Raw genomic sequence first — 19,696 nt, 5'->3', positions numbered from 1 at the left:
ATGTAGATTCCTGCATAAGAGCCACCATCACACCAACTACAGCGCGCGCCGTGGCGGTACAAAATTGCATTGCACCCGACCACCTTCGTTCGGATTACCGGAAGCCACAGGACAATTCATTCGGAAATCCGACCACAACGTGCGGTATTGAATCGTCATGAAATGGTTGTTGCCCAGCATTTTCATGGCGTTATGATCGAGCAACCAGGCTGGCACGACTCATGCTCTATACTCGGTAGCCGAATGCACCACGCTCCATGCTGTATTCGTTGAACGAAAGAGTCCGCCAACGGCTCCATAAAAAAAACAAACACGTCGAGGAAAATTTGATGCGCATCGTTCGTCAATTGCTGGGCGCCGCCATCGCGGCAGCAGTCATTTCGTCGCCTGTCATGGCCGAAGAACTGACCGGCACCCTGAAGAAGATCAAGGACTCGGGCACCATCACCCTGGGCCATCGCGACTCCTCCATTCCGTTCTCCTACCTGGCCGGCAAACCGGAACCGGTAGGCTACTCCCACGACATCCAGCTGGCCGTCGTCGAAGCCCTGAAGAAGCAACTGGGCACCGACATCAAGGTCAAGTACAACCTGGTCACCTCGCAGACCCGCATCCCGCTGGTGCAGAACGGCACCGTGGACCTTGAGTGCGGCTCCACCACCAACAACGTCGAGCGCCAGCAGCAGGTCGGCTTCTCGGTGGGCATCTTCGAAGTCGGCACCCGCCTGCTGACCAAGCTCAAGGATGGCCAGCCATCCTATAAAGACTTTGCCGACCTGGCCGGCAAGAACGTGGTGACCACCGCCGGCACCACCTCCGAGCGCATCCTCAAGGCGATGAACGCCGACAAGCAGATGAAGATGAACGTGATCTCCGCCAAGGACCACGGTGAAGCCTTCAACATGCTCGAAAGCGGCCGCGCCGTGGCCTTCATGATGGACGACGCCCTGCTGGCCGGTGAAATGGCCAAGGCCAAGAAACCGACCGACTGGGTCATCACCGGCACGCCGCAGTCGTACGAAATCTACGGCTGCATGGTGCGCAAGGACGACCCGGCCTTCAAGAAAGCGGTCGACGAGGCCATCGTCGCCTACTTCAAGTCGGGTGACGTCAACAAGAGCTACGACAAGTGGTTCCAGCAGCCGATTCCGCCAAAGGGCCTGAACCTGCAGTTCCCGATGAGCGACGAGCTTAAAAAACTGATCGCCGAGCCGACCGACAAGGCGGCGGACGAGAAGAAGTCCTGACCTCCGGCAAATAGTGGCCTGAAGCGCATCCGCGCGAATCCATCCAACAGGCCACTTAGTTAGTGTCTAACCTTTACATCCGAGGGCGCCGAACGCCCCCGGATGTATCGAGGTGCCCGTGAAACAACCGTCTGAGGGGAAATCCCGATGAATTACAACTGGGACTGGGGCGTGTTCTTCAAGTCCACCGGCGTGGGCAGCGAAACCTATCTGGACTGGTACGTCACCGGCCTGGGCTGGACCATCGCCATCGCCATCTCCGCCTGGATCATCGCCTTGCTGCTGGGCTCGCTGCTCGGCGTGATGCGTACCGTACCCAACCGTCTGGTGTCAGGGATCGCCACCGCCTACGTCGAACTGTTCCGCAACGTGCCGCTGCTGGTGCAACTGTTCATCTGGTACTTCCTGGTGCCGGACCTGCTGCCAGAAGGCCTGCAGGAATGGTTCAAGCAGGACCTCAACCCGACCACCTCGGCACTGATCAGCGTGGTCATCTGCCTGGGCCTGTTCACCGCCGCCCGTGTCTGCGAGCAGGTGCGCACCGGCATCCAGGCGCTGCCCCGCGGCCAGGAGTCGGCCGGGCGCGCGATGGGCTTCAGCCTGCCGCAGATCTACATGAACGTGCTGCTGCCCCAGGCCTACCGGATCATCATTCCGCCGCTCACCTCGGAATTCCTGAACGTGTTCAAGAACTCCTCGGTGGCCTCGCTGATCGGCCTGATGGAGCTGCTGGCGCAGACCAAGCAGACCGCCGAGTTCTCCGCGAACCTGTTCGAAGCATTCACCCTGGCCACCCTGATCTACTTCACCCTGAACATGGGCCTGATGCTGCTCATGCGCATGGTCGAGAAGAAAGTCGCGGTACCGGGCCTGATTTCCGTGGGAGGCAAGTAAATGGACATGGATTTCAGTGAAATCATCCCGGCCCTGCCCGCCCTCTGGGACGGCATGGTCCTGACCCTGCAACTGATGATCATGGGCGTGGTCGGCGGCATTGCCCTGGGCACCATCCTTGCCCTGATGCGCCTGTCGTCGAACAAGCTGCTGGCCAATATCGCCGGCACCTACGTCAACTACTTCCGCTCCATCCCACTGCTGCTGGTGATCACCTGGTTCTACCTGGCGGTGCCGTTCGTGCTGCGCTGGATCACCGGCGAAGACACCCCGGTGGGCGCCTTCACCTCCTGCGTCGTGGCCTTCATGATGTTCGAGGCGGCCTACTTCTGCGAAATCGTCCGCGCCGGCGTGCAGTCGATCTCCAAGGGCCAGATGGGCGCCGCGCAGGCGCTGGGCATGAGCTACGGCCAGTGCATGCGCCTGATCATCCTGCCCCAGGCGTTTCGCAAGATGACGCCGCTGCTGCTGCAACAGAGCATCATCCTGTTCCAGGACACCTCGCTGGTCTACACCGTCGGCCTGATCGATTTCCTCAACTCGGCCCGCTCCAACGGCGACATCATCGGACGCTCCCATGAGTTCCTGATCTTCGCCGGTGTCGTTTATTTCCTCATCAGCTTCTCCGCTTCCTGGCTGGTCAAGCGCCTGCAAAAAAGGATCACCGTATGATTTCCATCAAGAACGTCAACAAGTGGTACGGGGACTTCCAGGTGCTGACCGACTGCAGCACCGAGGTCAAGAAGGGTGAAGTGGTGGTCGTGTGCGGTCCTTCCGGCTCGGGCAAGTCCACCCTGATCAAGTGTGTCAACGCGCTGGAGCCTTTCCAGAAAGGCGACATCGTGGTCGACGGCACCTCCATCGCCGACCCGAAGACCAACCTGCCCAAGCTGCGCTCGCGGGTGGGCATGGTGTTCCAGCACTTCGAGCTGTTCCCGCACCTGTCGATCACCGAGAACCTGACCATCGCCCAGCGCAAGGTGCTCGGCCGCAGCGAGGCGGAAGCCACCAAGAAGGGCCTGGCCCTGCTCGACCGCGTGGGCCTCGGCGCCCACGCCAAGAAGCACCCCGGCCAGCTGTCCGGCGGCCAGCAGCAGCGCGTGGCGATCGCCCGCGCCCTGTCGATGGACCCGATCGTCATGCTGTTCGACGAACCGACCTCGGCGCTGGACCCGGAAATGGTCAACGAAGTACTGGACGTGATGGTCGAGCTGGCCCACGAAGGCATGACCATGATGTGCGTAACCCACGAGATGGGCTTCGCGCGCAAGGTCGCCAACCGGGTGATCTTCATGGACAAGGGCCACATCATCGAGGATTGCCAGAAGGAAGACTTCTTCGGCAACCCCGAAGGCCGCCACGAACGCACTCAACACTTCCTCAGCAAGATCCTGCAACACTAAGCAGGCACTGCTGCCCGGCGCTGCCGGGCAGCGGATGCTGGTGGTGACAAGGCCACTGTGATGAAATGCGACCCCTCGCTCCTTCGCCCTGCCCAGCCTGCCGTGAAATCCCGTCTGATCCGCCAACTGCTCGTCCCGCCCCTGGTCATCCTGCTGATGGTCGGTCTGGGCTTCGCCGGCTTCCTGATCAGCGAGAACAACGGTATCCGCACCCTCAGCGAGAACGGCGAGCGCCAGCTGGAGCTGCATGCCCGTACCGTCGAAAGCGAAATCAGCAAGTACACCTACCTGCCCAGCCTGCTGGAGCTGGAAGACAGCGTCTCGCGCCTGCTCACCGACCCCGAGGCCGGTGACCGCCAGGCCGTCAACGAATACCTCGAGGGCCTGAACCGGCGCAGTCGCAGCCGGGCGATCTTCGTCCTCGACACCAACGGCCGGGTCCAGGCCACCAGCAACTGGCGCGACGCCGACTCCTTCCTCGGCGAGGACCTGGCGTTCCGCGCCTACTTCCAGGTCGCCGTGCGCGGCGAGCCAGGACGCTTCTACGGCATCGGCAGCACCACCGGTGAAGCCGGCTATTACCTGGCCCACGGGCTGGAGGAGCACGGCAAGATCATCGGCGTGGCGGTGATCAAGGTGCGCCTGGACACCCTTGAGGAGCGCTGGCAGCGTGCCCGTCTGGAGGCCTTTGTCAGCGACGAGAACGGCATCATCATTCTCTCCAGCGACCCGGCCCGGCGCCTGAAATCAGTACGCCCGCTCAACCCGCAGATCAAGGAGCGCCTGGCGCGCAGCCTGCAATACTACTGGTGGCCGCTCAACGAACTGCAACCGCTGGCCCGCGAAACCCTGGCCGACGGCGTGGAAAAGCTCACCTTCCCGGCCAACAGCGAGACCGACCAGGGCAAGCAGCGGGAGGTGTCCTACCTGGCCCAGACCCGCCGCCTGGTCGACACCCCCTGGCATTTCACCCTGCTCACCCCGCTGCAGGACCTGCGCCGCGAATCAATGATGCAGGGCATCCTGGTGGGCGTGGCCTTCGCCCTGCTGGCGATCCTGGCCATCGCCTGGAACGAGCGGCGCAAGGTGATCGCCACCCGCCTGGCCGCCCGCGAGGCGCTGGAAGAAGCCAACAGCCAGCTGGAACGCAAGATCACCGAGCGCACCGCCGACCTGCGCGCCAGCAACGAACGGCTCAAGGGCCAGATCCGCGAACGCCGCCACGCCGAGCAGACCCTGCGCCACGCCCAGGACGAACTGGTCCAGGCCGGCAAGCTGGCGGCCATCGGGCAGATGTCCACCAGCATTGCCCATGAGTTGAACCAGCCGCTGGCAGCCTTGCGCACCCTGTCCGGCAACACCGTGCGCTTCCTCGAACGCGGCGCGCTGGAAACCGCCAGCGCCAACCTGCTCACCATGAACGACCTGATCGACCGCATGGGCCGCATCACCGCCAGCCTGCGCTCGTTCGCCCGACGTGGCGACGACAGCGGCCAGGCCTCGCTGGAAAAGGCGGTGGAGGCCACCCTTCAGGTGTTGGCCAACCGCATCAGCGCCTGTCATCTGCAACTGCACCGACAGTTCGACGACCAGCTGCTGGCCATCGATCAGACCCGGCTGGAACAGATCCTGGTCAACCTGATCGGCAACGCCCTCGACGCCATGGCCACCCAACCGCTGCCGCAACTGTGGCTGGAAGGCGAGGCGCAGGGCGACAAGTATCGCCTGCGGGTGCTCGACAATGGCCACGGCATCGATGCCGAGGCGCGCAAGCACCTGTTCGAACCTTTCTTCACCACCAAACCGGGCGAGCATGGCCTGGGACTTGGCCTGACCCTGTCGGCGAGCCTGGCCACCGCCGCCAAGGGTACACTGAGCGTCGAACATCCCGCCGGTGGCGGCACTGCGTTCGTGCTTGCCCTGCCCCTGGTCACGCCCCCTAGCGAATTGGCTGAGCCTCTATGAAACAAGCACCTCTCACCGTCCTGATCGTCGAAGACGACCCGCACGTGCTGCTCGGCTGCCAGCAGGCGCTGGCCCTGGAAGACATCGCCTGCGAAGGCGTCGGCAGCGCCGAGCAGGCCCTGGAGCGCATCGGCGACGACTTTGCCGGTATCGTCGTCAGCGATATCCGCCTGCCAGGCATCGATGGCCTGGAACTGCTCAACCGCCTCAAGGCCCGCGACCGCAGCCTGCCGGTGGTGCTGATCACCGGCCACGGCGACATCGACATGGCGGTCGGCGCCATGCGCAACGGCGCCTATGATTTCATGGAAAAGCCCTTCTCGCCCGAGCGCCTGGTCGAGGTGGTGCGCCGGGCGCTGGAGCAGCGCGGCCTGTCCCGCGAGGTGTTCGCCCTGCGCCGTCAGCTGGCCGAACAGAGCAGCCTGGAAGGGCGGATCATCGGCCGCTCGCCGGCCATGGAGCAGTTGCGCGAACTGATCGCCAACGTCGCCGACACCTCGGCCAACGTGCTGATCGAAGGCGAGACCGGCACCGGCAAGGAGCTGGTCGCACGTTGCCTGCACGATTTCAGCCGGCGCCAGGGCCAGCCGTTCGTGGCGCTGAACTGCGGCGGCCTGCCGGAGAACCTGTTCGAAAGCGAAATCTTCGGCCACGAGGCCAACGCCTTCACCGGCGCCGGCAAGCGTCGCATCGGCAAGATCGAGCACGCCAATGGCGGCACGCTGTTCCTCGACGAGGTCGAGAGCATGCCGATCAACCTGCAGATAAAGCTGCTGCGCGTGCTGCAGGAGCGCACCCTGGAGCGCCTGGGCTCAAACCAGAGCATCCCGGTGGACTGCCGGGTGATCGCCGCGACCAAATCCGACCTCGCCGTACTGGGCCAGAGCGGCCAGTTCCGCAGCGACCTGTACTACCGTCTTAACGTGGTCACCCTCGAGCTGCCGCCACTGCGCGAGCGTCGCGAAGACATCCTGCAGCTGTTCGAACACTTCCTGCAGCAGTCGGCCTTACGCTTCGACCGCGAAGCACCGACCCTCGACAGCCAGACCCTGTCACAGTTGATGGCCCACGACTGGCCAGGCAACGTACGCGAGCTGCGCAACGTCGCCGAGCGCCATGCGCTGGGCCTGCCCGCGTTCAAGAAGGGCACCAGTGCCGGCGCCAGCCAAGGGCTTGGCTTTGCCGAAGCGGTGGAGGCATTCGAGCGCAACCTGCTCAGCGATGCTCTGCAACGCAGCGGCGGCAACCTCAGCCAGGCCAGCCAGGAGCTGGGCATGGCCAAGACCACGCTGTTCGACAAAGTGAAGAAATACGGCCTCGGCTGACCTGCAACCCGAATCTGGAAAGACAACGTGGACCTGGTATTCAAAGCGGCCCTGGGCGCCGGCGTGGTGGTGCTCCTGGCAATCCTGGCGAAGACCCGCAACTACTACGTCGCCGGGCTGGTGCCGCTGTTTCCCACCTTCGCCCTGATTGCCCACTACATCGTCGGCAAGGGCCGCTCACTGGCAGACCTGAAGAGCACGATCCTGTTCGGGATGTGGTCGATCATTCCCTACTTCGTGTACCTGGCCACGCTGTACCTGCTGGTCGAGCGCATGCGCCTGGAGGCATCGCTAGCCCTGGCCACGGTCGCCTGGCTGGCGGCAGCGACCGTGCTGGTGACCCTGTGGGTGCGAATGCATTGAAGCCCTAGAGCCCGGCGATATGCGTCACATCCTGCCGATGCGCCTGCAGGTAGGGTAGGACCGCCCCCAGCAACGGCGCCTTGAACGGTTCCTGGAAACGATGCGCCAGCCCTGGAATCAGCCGCAACTGGCTGCCCTGGATATGCGCCGCCAGATGCACCCCGTGCATCACCGGCAGCAACGGATCGGCGGTGCCGTGCACCACCAGAGTCGGCACTCGCAGCTGATCGAGCAGTTCGACCCGGCTGGGTTCGGCAAGGATCGCCATGATCTGGCGCTTGACCCCTGCCGGATTGAACGCCCGGTCATAAGCCACGGCGGCTTGCTCCAAGAGCACGGCACGGTCCTCCCGCACCCCGGGGCTGCCCAGCGCCGCCAGCAGGTCGGCCTGCTGTTCGATGGCCACCTCGCGGCTCGGCGCGCTGCGCCGCGCCAACAACTGCACCAGCGCCGGATCCGGCGCCGGCAGGCCAGCGGCACCCGAGCTGGACATCACCAGGGTCAGGCTGCTCACCCGCTCCGGGGCCATCGCCGCCAGGTGCTGCGCGATCATGCCGCCCATGCTCACCCCCAGCACATGGAACTGGCGGATCCCCAAGGCATCCATCAGGCGCAAACCGTCACCGGCCATGTCGGTGAGGGTATAAGGCGCCGACACCGGCAGGCCCAGCTTGTAGCGCAGCAATTCGACGGTCAGGTTGGCCGAAGCCGGCAGCTGGTTCCAGCGCGACAGGCCGACATCACGGTTGTCGTAGCGGATCACGCGAAAGCCTTGGAGGCACAGGGCCTCGACGACGTCGTCCGGCCAGTGGATAAGCTGCCCGCCCAGGCCCATGACCAGCAACAGCGCCGGGTCACGGGGCGCACCGACGCTTTGGTAGACCAGGCTCAGTTCACCCAGTTCGGCCCGTTGCACCGGCACATGGACGTCGCAGCGACCCTCGGCGAAGCTCGCCGGCACGCTGACCAGCAGCAAGAAGAAAAGTAGTAAAGCCCGCATGAAAGAAACACCAGATGCAGATCCCCAGTAAACACAAGTCTGATGAATTTCGTGCAAGCGCGCTGCCACAGTTCTGTGACAATTCGATGAATCCTGTCAGAGGATCACCACTGCATAGGTACTGCACGGGCATGCCTTCGCCCCGTTTCAATGGGAGTTCTACTCACCGTACATTGGACCTGACATGGCATGAACATCCCATCCGACACCTATCGACCGTTTTCCCTGCCCCCCCTGTTCCCCGGCCTTGCCGAAACGCAAGCGAATGAGCGAGCTTTGGCGCAACTGCGACAAACACATCGAACATTCAGCCAACTGCTCAATCTTGCCCCGAACGTAGTACAGATACTCAATGATGCCTTGCGCGCCCTCTTCAATACCGACCCTGAACACTGCGGATTGCACTTCGACGCAAGTAGCTCGCTACTGATCAACTTGCCTTCGTTGGCAGCCTACGTACGCCATCACCCCATCGCTCCCACCGATCTGGATCGACGCGCGACGCTACAAGGGCGGGACGGCACACATGCGAAAGTGCTCGAACTGCGCCCCAGTGAACTCCATGCGCGCCTTCGCGCACTGGACATACCCACACTCGTTCGCCAGCGCTGGCAGGGGTACTGGCAAGCACGTGCCAAGGGCACCCCCTCCAGCAGGTTGGCGGTTGCCCAACAGCAGTATCGACTGCACTTCATGGCGTCTGTGGAAATCGCCCTGACCAACAGATTTCTGACCCAGGAGCAAGCACGCCCAGTGTTTGCATTGCTGGACAATCCAGAATGGCTGCGCATCGACAATAAACGCATTGCAATCGAGGCACTGGCCCAACCTGTCGGGGGCCTGCTCATCAGCATTGAAAATGAAGCAGGACAGGTGCTGTATCGTCCCGATCGGCACCCCGCGTTCAGTTTCCATGCCAGCCGCCAGGCCATGGAAACAGTGCTGGATATCACGGGTGAGAATACCAACGTCTATACGCCCCTTGAAGATATCGGCGATGGATGTACCGCGTTGGTGAATGGGCTGCTGTCGACATTGCTCGCCACGCTCGATCACAATCCTGGTGATGATATCGGGCAGCATGCGGGTCAAGCATTGCACTTGGCCAAAGAACTGGCATCGGCCTGGAGCGCCTCGGAATTCTTCAGCCTGCCACCCAGCCCACCACCTCTGCCGGCGTCCTGCGTCCCCCATCCCACGCTGTTCGACCTCGGCGGCATGGAAGCCAACATCTCACTCTCCGTACGCTCCAGCACGGTTCAACAGCAGTTGCACTTGTTGAACGCCCTTCCCGATGCTCAAAGGGCGCAGCGCAAGCACTGCCAGCAGGCGTTGGAGGCAGCCTGCACAGCGGCAAAAACCGCGATCCAATCGATGCTCGCCTCGCCGAAGTGGCACAGCGCCGCAGTGCCTCCCCCTGCCAGCCCGGGCCTTGTCCAGGCACACCGCGATGGGCTATTGGCCCATGCACGCTTTCAGCACTTGCTGCAACAAATCGATGATCAGCAACTGCACTGGGTCGAGTCGCTGATATCAGGATCGGCCGGTGAGGCTGTCGTGGCTCAGGTAGCGCTCTCGATGCCCGTCAACCCAACAACCTCCCAACAGACAATCCGCGATACGATCCCTGGCGCCCTGGTGATCACTGCAAGATCTCATCTGACCCAGGCCACGAAAGGCGCCATGCTGCTTTACTGGGCCGGGGAACACGGCGGCTTGCTGCGCTGCGCGAATCGGGCCGAGCTTGAGCACTGTTTCCATGCCAGCCTTGACCCTGACATCGCCCTCGATCTTTCCGAAATTGAGGGGGATGCGATCAGCCATATGCTCACCACACAACTGAAGGCAAGCTATCAAGCCAAACAATGGATCCAGAACACCCAAGGCCTGGACGCAGCGGCTACCGCGTTGCCTGGTATCCGGGAAAACCTCGAAAAGGGCCTGGGCGTGGCACGTCACGCGGCCCGGGAAATCGCCTTGCGATTGGTGGCGCAGCACGACCATATCGTGGCAACAGCCGGCGCGCCGCTCAACAAGTTGCAGGCCATGCCCGCCAATACCCGCGGAAGGTTGAAGGTGCTGCTCGACGACTACTTGATAGCCTTGAGCAACAGCAATGCCTTGATTGAACGCGAACTGCCCGATCGTCAGGACTTCTGCCGCCAACGAATCGAACGACGCCTGAAGCAGGATTTCGACGGTTACCTGGGCGAGGCAATATCCCTGCAATTGCCTGTCAGTGCCCGAATCGGCAGGGTGTCTACCGTCCCAGGCCCTGGTGGTACGCCGACCAAACAAGGCCTGCTCCCCAGTCCCGAGCGGGAAATATTGCCTCTGGAAACAGTGCTGGTCGAACACATCGACGATGCCATGCTTGCCCGACTGAAGTTCCTGACCGTGCAAGTGAAGACACCCAATGCCAAATTACGTGATGACCTGGTGGCAGGCATCACCGATAGCTATTTGCACAGCGTGGCCAGCGAGCTCGACCTGGGGCAGCACTACGAAGACCTGATCAGCACGACGTTCATGGGGCAGGACGACACGGGCTTTCAATTTGCCTATCGTCGCGAAACCCTGATAGAGCCTTACCGGCTGATGTTGAAACTGCAAAGCCTGTTGTTTCATGAGAGCGGCTACCTCAGCGATTACAGCAACGCCATGCTTGCAATCGCAATCGATGCAACCAGCAAGGATCAATGGCAAGTCGATAACCACGACATCCGGATGCTGCCAGCCACATTGACCGCTGGCGGCAAGGATACCCACGAGCAACCCACGACGCTCACAGGCGTGACGTTCATCGAGGATCAAGCCAGCAAAACCACTGTGTTGTATCGTCCCGATCACCCCACCAGTCCGCTGCGACAGTATGCCGACCTCGAAAGCGCTCGCCTGAGCCTATATGAAGGTTGCGCCGACGAACTTGAAATCAAATACCTGCTCAGCCGGGCACTGCAAGGCGATCCGAGGGCACACCGCGCACGCATTCTTCAGGCGCAAGCCCGCCACTACGATGGCATGATCGGGCTGGGGGCAGCCTGGCCCGCCTCGATGTCGCTGGCCCACGTGCAACTGAATGCTGAAATGGGCCGACTGATACACGCCAACCGAGCCACCTCCCGCTCCAACCAGGACCTGGCCCTCGCGTATCTTGCGGGACAGGCCGGCAAGGTACTGATCGGCTTCAAGCTGGCCTTGGGCATCGTCCCGATACTCGGACTGCCAATGGGACTCTATGACCTCTTCGAATCATCTGCCGAATTGGTCAAGGCAATCGGCGATGGCAAAACCGTCGACATCCTGGATGCCATCCAGAACGTGTTGGCAAGCATCATCGATGTGGCCATGGACTTGCTGGGAGGTGGCATTGGCATCACCCCGGCGTCCATTCGCCAGGCCACCAACCGCCAACAACTTCGACGCTTGCACGATCATGGGACACTGCTCAAGCACCTGTCCACCACTGACGAATCGCGGCGGGCACGCTTTGCAGGTTACGAGGCAGAAGACAACCTATCGCTCGACGGCCTCAAGCCTGGGGCTACCGGGCAGTATCAAGGGATCTATCGCCTGGGCCAGGCGCATTACATTGAGGTACACGGTCGCCCTGTCGAGGTCCGTTGGAGCGCTGCCGACAATACCTGGGAGCTGGCCGGTAACCGCCAGAAAACCTACAGGCGGGCCATCGCCTTGGACGATCAGGGCAATTGGGACACCCACTTCGCCTTGTATGGCGTGCATCGTCTGGGCGCGGGTGCAGGTGGTGGACAGGCCCTGTACCGACTGGCCGACACGCTCGAGCCTCTCTGGCCGTCGGCAGTCAGGGAACGGCTACCGCGCTGGTGGACAGAGCGTGCCTACCGTCGCCATCAACAGCTTCGCGAGAGCATTACCCGGGACACGGCAACCTTCCACACACAGGCCAGCGCCCTCAACGAGCGGATGAAACAGTCCTTCCAGCTCACCGATGCGCACGATGCTTCGCTGATTAGTCGCTTGAAGAACTGCATTGTGCAAGCCAAACGCATCCATGGCGACTGCCTGGCGTTCGAGGAAGTCTCTTCCGGGCGCATCAGAAACAGTGCAAGGCTTCAGGCCAACGACCTGGCCATGGTCGCTTGCGATGGGCACTACCGACTCATCGAGCTGGCCAGGAAACGGCTGAAGGAAATCCTGGACAACATAGACAACATCAGCTCGGCGTTACGTACCAAGACGGAGGGGCTGGCAACGGTTCAATCCCCGTCACAACTACCGGCTCTGACCCAGGAACTGTTGGGATTGCGCAAGCAGATGCATGACGCAAGATGGACGGCCCTGGAGGAAATCGATGAGATAAGGCGGCAAATCGAAGGGTTGCGGGTCTGGCGCGGGAAGGTTAATCAAGTAGGCAATCGAGCCGAACTGTTCAAGGACATAGATCTCGAACTGGCCACCCTGAATGACGCGACCCTCAACTACCTGAGTGCCGGCAACTTAGTGGCCTTGATCGTCAAACTCCCCGAGACACTGGAAGGCTCCTGGATTAGCCTGCAGCGGCTCCTGCAGAAGCCTCGCAGCGACCTGGACCGCGCTATGTACGTCCTGCATGAGCTCCACAATGCCAATCCCAGTGCTAGCCAGCGCCAGGCGATTCTCGCCCATTCGCTCGACACGATCAGCCAGTTCCGCAGCAAGCTGCGTTACTGTGAAACCAGCTATGCCCAGCATTTCGATACCGCTTCGACCCAACGCTTCGTCACCCATCTGGATGCCTACGCCGAGTATTTCCGCAATTTCCTGCGCAACCGACAGAAGCCGCTACCGGCGGCCACCCACACGGGCAGCAGCCGTCCACGGGTATTCGAAACGACGCCCAACCAATGGTTGATCGGGACCGTTAACCAGCAGCAGCCTCATATCTACCGTATCACCGGTCCCGGTGGACGAACGGAGCTCTGGGTGCGCAACGGCGACGGTACGTTCACCCTCAGCAATCCAGAAACGCGCCTGCCCTCGGTACGAACAGCCACACTGGCGGAACTGCAGCGCGAAGGCCAGCGACACCTTGATGAGCTTGCAGCCTTCAACCGCAAGGTGGACCGATATGCGGCCCAGGGCATGGACGGCGCCAGCCTGGAAGACACCCTGCTGTTCAAGGCGCACGACCTGGAACATCAAGCAACCCAGATCGCCCAGCACGCACCTGAGGATGCCTTGGTATCGCAATTGCGCAACGCTGCTCGCACAGTTACCGCACGAGGGCGGCAGCTGCGCATCGACAACGTGCTGCGTACCCGTGAACCCACTGCGGGACAATTACGCTACCTAGTGGAGCAGGACGTCGTCAGCATCGACAAGGTCGGTGGCCTGACCGAGTTGAAGCGCACACCCGACGGGCGACGGGACTTCTTGCAGGAGTTCGTCATAAAGGACAGCCGCAGCTTACCGGCCAAGCCAGTGTGGTACGCGCACTTTCATTACAACAAGCAGAATCCGGCATTCGGTGATTTCGTCAAGGCTCACTTGAAGACACCTGCTCAACGTTACCTGGGACGTGAATGGCAGGACAACCATCTTGAGGTGATCTGGCGCGGTGACATACCCCGTGACGAGGCTCAGCGGCACTTCGCAAGCGTGTTCTAAAGGACTAAGGCATCCGCGACGGATGCCTTTTTATTGTGACTCCAGCGGCATCGACATTCACCCAATCATGAGGGAAACTCAACAAAACTTCGCCCTTGTCCAAGCTTTCTAACGGAGCCCGTTGTGCTTGAAATACGCCACTTGAAAACCCTTCATGCGCTACGCGAAGCCGACAGCTTGGTGGAGGCCGCCGAACGCCTGCACCTGACCCAGTCGGCACTGTCGCACCAGTTCAAGGAACTGGAGGAGCGCCTGGGCCTGCCGCTGTTCGTGCGCAAGACCAAGCCCATCCGCTTCACCAGCGCCGGCCTGCGCCTGCTGCAACTGGCCGACGCCACCCTGCCGCTGCTGCGCGGCGCTGAACGCGATATCGCCCGCCTGGCCGGCGGCACCGCCGGACGCCTGCACATGGCCATCGAGTGCCACAGCTGCTTCCAATGGCTGATGCCGACCATCGACCAGTTCCGCGACGCCTGGCCGGAGGTGGAACTGGACCTGGCCTCGGGCTTCGCCTTCGCCCCGCTGCCGGCCCTGGCCCGTGGCGACCTGGACCTGGTGGTGACATCCGACCCCGTGGACCTGGCCGGCATCACCTACGTGCCGCTATTCACTTATGAGGCCATGCTCGCCGTGGCCAACCAGCATGCGCTGGCCAGCAAGCCGTTCATCGTGCCCCAGGACCTGCTCGACCAGACCCTGATCACCTACCCAGTGGAGCGCGACCGACTGGACATCTTCACCCGTTTCCTGGAGCCGGCTGACATCGAGCCGGCGGCGGTGCGCACCTCGGAGCTGACGGTGATGATGATGCAACTGGTGGCCAGCGGCCGCGGCGTGTGCGGCATGCCGCACTGGGCGCTGCACGAGTACAGCTCGCGGGGCTACGTGAAGGGCAAGCGCCTGGGCGAGAAAGGGTTGTTCGCCACACTCTACGCCGCAGTGCGCACCGACATGCTCGATGCGCCATACATGCGCGACTTCCTGCTGACCGCCAAGGACACCTCGTTCGCCACCCTGGACGGGGTCAGCGCGGTACGTTGAGGCCTTCGCGCCACAGCGGCAGGATCAGGTCGCGAGTCAGAGGGGCCAGATCCAGGTCCGTCGCCTGGTCGGCGGACAGCCAGGTCACCTCTTCGATTTCCGCCGCCGGGCTTACCGTCTCGACGCATTGGACGCGAAACAACTCGGCCTGCACTTCGAAGCCCGGTTCGTTGGCGGCCGGGGCACTGAAACGGCCCAAGTGAAGGGCCTCGGCCGGATCGACGCACAAGCCCAGCTCCTCGTGCAGCTCGCGCACCAGCGCCTGGGCCGGCGACTCGCCCGCATCGATCTTGCCGCCGGGCTGCATGAACGCCTGGGTGCCGCGTTTGCGGACCAGCAGGGTGCGGCCTTGCAGGTCGATGAGCAGAGCGGCGGCGATACGGATGGTGTTGGACATGCTGGACTCACGAGCAGATGAAGGGCCGCAGGATACCTGACCAGGCCCTGTCGCGGGGCAAACCCACGCGTAATCGACAACTCCGCAACAGGCGGACGAACGGCCCCTTGCCAAGTCGCCGGCAACCGGCCATAACCAACCCATGAACCTCCCTGCCCCGCAACACCCGGTGCTCGGCCTGTTCCACCCCGCCGTCGCCACCTGGTTCCGCCAGCGATTCGCCACGGTCACCGAGGCCCAGGCCGGCGCCTGGCCATTGATCCACGGTGGCCAGTCGATGCTGCTGGCCGCCCCGACCGGCTCGGGGAAGACCCTCAGCGCCTTCCTCGCCGTGCTCGACGAGCTGTTCCGCCAGGGCCTGGCGCAAGGCGGCGAACTGCCGGCGCAGACCCTGGTCGTCTACGTCTCACCGCTCAAGGCGCTGTCCAATGACATCCGCTTGAACCTCGACGCGCCGCTCGAAGGCATCGGCGGGCAACTCGAACAGTTTGGCCTCAAAGCCCCGCGCATCACCACCGCCGTACGCACCGGCGATACCCCGCAGAAGGAGCGCGCGGCCATGCGCAAGCTGGCGCCGCATATCCTGGTGACCACGCCGGAATCACTCTATGTGCTGATGGGCTCGGCCTCGGGCCGCGAGGGGCTGGCCAACGTGCACACGGTGATCGTCGACGAGATCCACGCGCTGGCCGGCAACAAGCGCGGTTGCCACCTGGCGCTGACCCTTGAGCGTCTGCAGGCCCTGACAGGACGGCCGCTGCGTCGCATCGGCCTGTCCGCCACCCAACGCCCTGTGGAGCGCGTGGCGCGTTTCCTGGTCGGGCATGAACGCCCCTGCGCCATCGTCGATATCGGCCATGCCCGCCATCGTGACCTGGCCCTGGAAGTGCCACCCGTGCCGCTGGGCGCGGTGATGGCCACGGATGTCTGGGACCTGGTCTACGACCGCCTCGCCACCCTAGCCCGCGAGCACCGCACCACCTTGGTGTTCGTCAACACCCGGCGCCTGGCCGAGCGCCTGACCCGCCACCTTGGCGAGCGCCTGGGCAACCACGCGGTGGCAGCGCACCACGGCAGCCTGGCCAAGGAGCATCGCCTGGCCGCCGAGCAGCGCCTGAAGGGCGGCGAACTGCAGGTGCTGGTGGCCACCGCCTCGCTGGAGCTGGGAATCGATATCGGTGAGGTCGACCTGGTCTGCCAGATCGCCTCGCCGGGTTCGATCGCCGCCTTCCTGCAGCGAGTCGGACGCTCCGGCCACCAGGTCGACGGCGTGCCCAAGGGGCGCCTGTTTCCCACCTCACGGGACGATTTGATCGAGTGTGTCGCCCTGCTCGACTGCGTGCGCCAGGGCGAGCTGGACGAACTGCACATCCCGACGGCGCCACTGGATGTACTGGCCCAGCAGATCATCGCCGAGGTCGGCAACCAACCGTGGGAAGAACGGGCGCTGTTCGACCTGCTGCGCCAGGCCAGTCCCTACGCCCTGCTCGACGAAGGCCACTACCAGGCCCTGCTGCGCATGCTTGCCGAGGGCTTCAACGGTCGCCAGGGCATCCGCAGCGCCTACCTGCACCGTGATGCGCTGAACCACACCCTGCGTGGGCGCCGTGGCAGCCAGTTGACCGCCCTGACCAGCGGCGGCACCATCCCCGAAACCGCCGACTATGCCGTGCTGCTCGAACCCCAGGCGCTGAACATCGGCAGCGTCAACGAAGACTTCGCGGTGGAGAGCATCGCCGGCGATATATTCCAGCTGGGCAACGCCTCCTATCGCATCCTGCGGGTCGAACCTGGTCGAGTGCGGGTCGAAGACGCCCACGGCCTGCCGCCGACCATCCCGTTCTGGCTGGGGGAGGCGCCGGGGCGCAGTGACGAGCTGTCCGCCGCGGTGGCCCGCCTGCAGCAGCGGATCGACCTGCAATTGCAGGCCAGCGATGGTCCGCAGATGCGCGCCTGGCTGCAAGCGACCTATGCCCTGGATGAAAGCTGCGCCGCGCAACTGCTCGACTACCTGGGCCGCACCTGGCAGGTGCTGGGCGCCCTGCCTTCGCAGCAGACACTGGTAATGGAGCGCTTCTTCGACGAGTCCGGCGGTACCCAGCTGATCATTCACTCGCCCTTCGGCAGCCGGATCAACCGGGCCTGGGGCCTGGCCCTGCGCAAGCGCTTCTGCCGTACGTTCAATTTCGAGCTGCAGGCGGCGGCCAGCGAGGACGCCATCGTGCTGTCGCTGTCCACCAGCCACAGCTTCGCCCTGGACGAAGTGTGGCGCTACCTGCACAGCAGCACCGCGGAGCCGATCCTGGTCCAGGCCCTGCTCGATGCGCCGCTGTTCGGCGTGCGCTGGCGCAGGAATGCGGCGGTGGCCCTGGCGTTGCCGCGCTATGTGGGCGGACGCAAGGTGGCGCCGCAGATCCAGCGCATGAAGGGCGAGGACTTGGTTGCCGCAGTGTTCCCCGACCAGATCGCCTGCCTGGAAAACATTGTCGGCGAACGCCAGATCCCCGATCACCCGCTGGTGCAACAGACCCTCGACGACTGCCTGCACGAGGCCATGGACAGCGAGGGCTGGCTGGCCTTGTTGCGGCGCATGGAAAACGGCGAGGTGCGCCTGCTCAGCCGCGACCTGCCGGCCCCGTCGCCGCTGGCATCCGCCATCCTCAACGCTCGGCCCTACACCTTCCTCGATGACGCGCCCTTGGAGGAACGGCGTACCCAGGCCGTGCTCAACCGACGCTGGAACGAGGTGCACAGCGCCGACGACCTGGGTGCGCTGGACGGCGACGCCATCGCCGCGGTACAGGCCGAGGCCTGGCCACAGGCGAGCAACGCCGACGAAATGCATGAGGCGCTGATGAGCCTGGGTGCCATTGCCCAACCTGAAGTCGAAGGCAATCCCGGCTGGCCACAACTGCTGCTGCAACTGGCCAAGGCGGGTCGCGCCTGTCATCTGGATGCCGGGGAGCGACGCCTGTGGTTCGCCCGCGAGCGCCTGCAGGCGATGCTGATCCTGTATCCCGACGCACGCCCGCACCCGGACGTTGCGGTGTTGCCAGGCTTCACCGATCCGCCCGACCTCGACACGGCCCTGGTCGAGTTGCTGCGCGCACGGCTCAGTGGCTTAGGCCCATTGACCTTGGCCGAGATCATCAACCCGCTTGCACAGGCGACGGGTAATGCCGAACAGGCCCTGGCCCGCCTGGAAGGCGAAGGCTATGTGATGCGTGGCCACTTCAGCCCAGGCCAGACCGGCCTGCAGTGGTGCGAGCGGCACCTGCTGGCACGCATCCACCGCTACACGGTCAAGCGCCTGCGTCAGGAAATCGAGCCGGTCAGCCTGCAGGACTTCATGAGGTTTTTGTTCGACTGGCAGCACCTGGGCGGCGATACACGCCTGCGCGGGCCGCAGGCGCTGGGCGAAGTGCTCGCTCAACTGCAAGGTTTCCCAGCCGCCGCCGGGGCCTGGGAAAGCGACCTGTTGCCGGCACGGATCAAGGGCTACAGCCCGCACTGGCTGGACGACGCCTGTCGCAGCGGCCAGTGGGCCTGGAGCCGGCTGGCGTCCACGCTGTCAGCCAGCACCCTGGCCAGCACGCCGCTGGTGCTGCTGCCCCGCGAGCACCTGGGGCTGTGGCGCAGCCTGGCGCCCACCCCCGATCTCGAACAGCTGGGCGCCCGTGCACGGCGGGTGTTGCAGACGCTGCAGGAACAAGGCGCCTTGTTCTTCGATGAACTGGCCCACGAAGCTCATCTGCTACCCAGCGAACTGGAGGCAGCCCTGCAGGAACTGGTCGGATCGGGCCTGGTCAGCGCCGATGGTTTCAGCGGCCTGCGCAGCCTGATCACCCCGGCGGCCAAGCGCACTTCGCGCAACAGCCGCCGTGGCCATCCAGCGCTGTCGAGCAGCATGGTCCACGCCGGACGCTGGGCGCTGTTGCGCCGATCGAGCATTGCAGTGGACGCAGATCAGCGCCTGGAACATGTGGCCCGCAGCCTGCTGCGTCGCTATGGTGTCGTCTGCTGGCGCCTGCTGGAGCGCGAGAGCGATGTGCTGCCGGCATGGCGCGACCTGTTGCGCTGCTACCACCGCCTCGAGGCCCGCGGCGAAATCCGTGGCGGGCGCTTCATCGCCGGGCTGACGGGGGAGCAGTTCGCCTTGCCCGAAGCGGTGGGGCTATTGCGCCAGGTACGCAGGCGCTCACCGCAAGGCGAGCTGGTGGTGGTCAGCGGCTGCGATCCGTTGAACCTGGTGGGTACCTTGTTGCCTGGGGCCAAGGTACCGGCGGTGGCGGGCAACCGCGTCCTGTACCGGGAGGGTGCCGCGGTGGCCACCCGGGTGGCGGGCAAGTACCAGTTTCTTGTCGATGCGCCAGCCACCGAACAGGCGCAATGGCGCCAGCATCTGTTGCGCGACGCACCGTCTGTTTGACTAC

At 63.7% G+C, this 19,696-nt stretch carries 12 protein-coding genes; 10 read left to right on the top strand and 2 right to left on the bottom strand.

Features of this window, described 5'->3' with window-relative positions; translation table 11 throughout:
• Nucleotides 1-329: 329 nt before the first annotated feature.
• From ACVWZ5_RS22420 to ACVWZ5_RS22390, 7 genes are all read left to right on the top strand, one after another.
• A complete protein-coding gene (locus tag ACVWZ5_RS22420; RefSeq protein WP_062573045.1) occupies nt 330-1,247 on the top strand; it encodes a glutamate/aspartate ABC transporter substrate-binding protein in 918 nt (305 codons plus the stop codon).
• Between the two features lie 147 nt (nt 1,248-1,394).
• Entirely contained in the window at nt 1,395-2,141 is a 747-nt protein-coding gene (locus ACVWZ5_RS22415) for an amino acid ABC transporter permease (protein WP_023629014.1), read from the top strand.
• Nucleotides 2,142-2,813 carry an amino acid ABC transporter permease gene (locus ACVWZ5_RS22410; protein WP_062573044.1) on the top strand — a complete coding sequence of 224 codons (672 nt, stop codon included), beginning with the start codon at nt 2,142-2,144 and terminating at the stop codon, nt 2,811-2,813. It begins immediately after the preceding gene.
• The gene (locus ACVWZ5_RS22405) at nt 2,810-3,544 is read left to right on the top strand and encodes an amino acid ABC transporter ATP-binding protein (RefSeq protein ID WP_028690094.1); all 735 of its coding nucleotides are present in this window, start codon (nt 2,810-2,812) and stop codon (nt 3,542-3,544) included. The genes ACVWZ5_RS22410 and ACVWZ5_RS22405 overlap by 4 nt, the downstream gene beginning before the upstream one ends.
• A gap of 60 nt (nt 3,545-3,604) precedes the next feature.
• Entirely contained in the window at nt 3,605-5,509 is a 1,905-nt protein-coding gene (aauS, locus tag ACVWZ5_RS22400) for a two-component sensor histidine kinase AauS (protein ID WP_062573043.1), read from the top strand.
• Entirely contained in the window at nt 5,506-6,834 is a 1,329-nt protein-coding gene (aauR, locus tag ACVWZ5_RS22395) for a two-component response regulator AauR (RefSeq protein ID WP_062573042.1), read from the top strand. Before aauS ends, aauR begins: the two co-directional genes overlap by 4 nt.
• Before the next feature lie 27 nt (nt 6,835-6,861).
• Complete coding sequence (locus tag ACVWZ5_RS22390; RefSeq protein ID WP_062573041.1) at nt 6,862-7,197, top strand: GlpM family protein; 336 nt, start codon at nt 6,862-6,864, stop codon at nt 7,195-7,197.
• A gap of 4 nt (nt 7,198-7,201) precedes the next feature.
• Here ACVWZ5_RS22390 and ACVWZ5_RS22385 read toward each other — a convergent pair whose 3' ends face one another.
• Nucleotides 7,202-8,197 (bottom strand): alpha/beta fold hydrolase, encoded by a 996-nt coding sequence (locus ACVWZ5_RS22385; RefSeq protein ID WP_301140180.1) that lies wholly within the window; start codon nt 8,195-8,197, stop codon nt 7,202-7,204.
• Nucleotides 8,198-8,386: 189 nt separating this feature from the next.
• Between ACVWZ5_RS22385 and ACVWZ5_RS22380 the strand changes: the two genes are divergently transcribed.
• A complete protein-coding gene (locus ACVWZ5_RS22380) occupies nt 8,387-13,825 on the top strand; it encodes a dermonecrotic toxin domain-containing protein (protein ID WP_457340864.1) in 5,439 nt (1,812 codons plus the stop codon).
• A gap of 123 nt (nt 13,826-13,948) precedes the next feature.
• A complete protein-coding gene (gene metR, locus ACVWZ5_RS22375) occupies nt 13,949-14,866 on the top strand; it encodes a transcriptional regulator MetR (RefSeq protein ID WP_028690099.1) in 918 nt (305 codons plus the stop codon).
• On the opposite strand, the gene ACVWZ5_RS22370 is transcribed toward metR, so the two are convergent.
• Nucleotides 14,850-15,263 (bottom strand): NUDIX hydrolase, encoded by a 414-nt coding sequence (locus tag ACVWZ5_RS22370; RefSeq protein ID WP_084941872.1) that lies wholly within the window; start codon nt 15,261-15,263, stop codon nt 14,850-14,852. The two genes, metR and ACVWZ5_RS22370, sit on opposite strands and share 17 nt — an antisense overlap.
• A gap of 142 nt (nt 15,264-15,405) precedes the next feature.
• Here ACVWZ5_RS22370 and ACVWZ5_RS22365 point away from each other — a divergent pair, with 142 nt between their 5' ends.
• Nucleotides 15,406-19,692 (top strand): Lhr family helicase, encoded by a 4,287-nt coding sequence (locus ACVWZ5_RS22365; protein WP_457340863.1) that lies wholly within the window; start codon nt 15,406-15,408, stop codon nt 19,690-19,692.
• Nucleotides 19,693-19,696 lie beyond the last annotated feature (4 nt).

It is taken from the genome of Pseudomonas sp. TE6283, assembly GCF_054060555.1.
Note: the sequence above shows the minus strand (reverse complement) of the source record. Positions and strands in the feature narration are given on the sequence as shown.

Bases quoted from the DNA above. Each gene is read 5' to 3' on its own strand.
- aauS (WP_062573043.1), top strand. From the start codon at position 3,605: ATGAAATGCGACCCCTCGCTCCTTCGCCCTGCCCAGCCTGCCGTGAAA.
- ACVWZ5_RS22410 (WP_062573044.1), top strand. From the start codon at position 2,142: ATGGACATGGATTTCAGTGAAATCATCCCGGCCCTGCCCGCCCTCTGG.
- ACVWZ5_RS22385 (WP_301140180.1), bottom strand. From the start codon at position 8,197: ATGCGGGCTTTACTACTTTTCTTCTTGCTGCTGGTCAGCGTGCCGGCG.
- ACVWZ5_RS22380 (WP_457340864.1), top strand. From the start codon at position 8,387: ATGAACATCCCATCCGACACCTATCGACCGTTTTCCCTGCCCCCCCTG.
- ACVWZ5_RS22370 (WP_084941872.1), bottom strand. From the start codon at position 15,263: ATGTCCAACACCATCCGTATCGCCGCCGCTCTGCTCATCGACCTGCAA.
- ACVWZ5_RS22420 (WP_062573045.1), top strand. From the start codon at position 330: ATGCGCATCGTTCGTCAATTGCTGGGCGCCGCCATCGCGGCAGCAGTC.
- ACVWZ5_RS22365 (WP_457340863.1), top strand. From the start codon at position 15,406: ATGAACCTCCCTGCCCCGCAACACCCGGTGCTCGGCCTGTTCCACCCC.
- ACVWZ5_RS22415 (WP_023629014.1), top strand. From the start codon at position 1,395: ATGAATTACAACTGGGACTGGGGCGTGTTCTTCAAGTCCACCGGCGTG.
- ACVWZ5_RS22405 (WP_028690094.1), top strand. From the start codon at position 2,810: ATGATTTCCATCAAGAACGTCAACAAGTGGTACGGGGACTTCCAGGTG.
- aauR (WP_062573042.1), top strand. From the start codon at position 5,506: ATGAAACAAGCACCTCTCACCGTCCTGATCGTCGAAGACGACCCGCAC.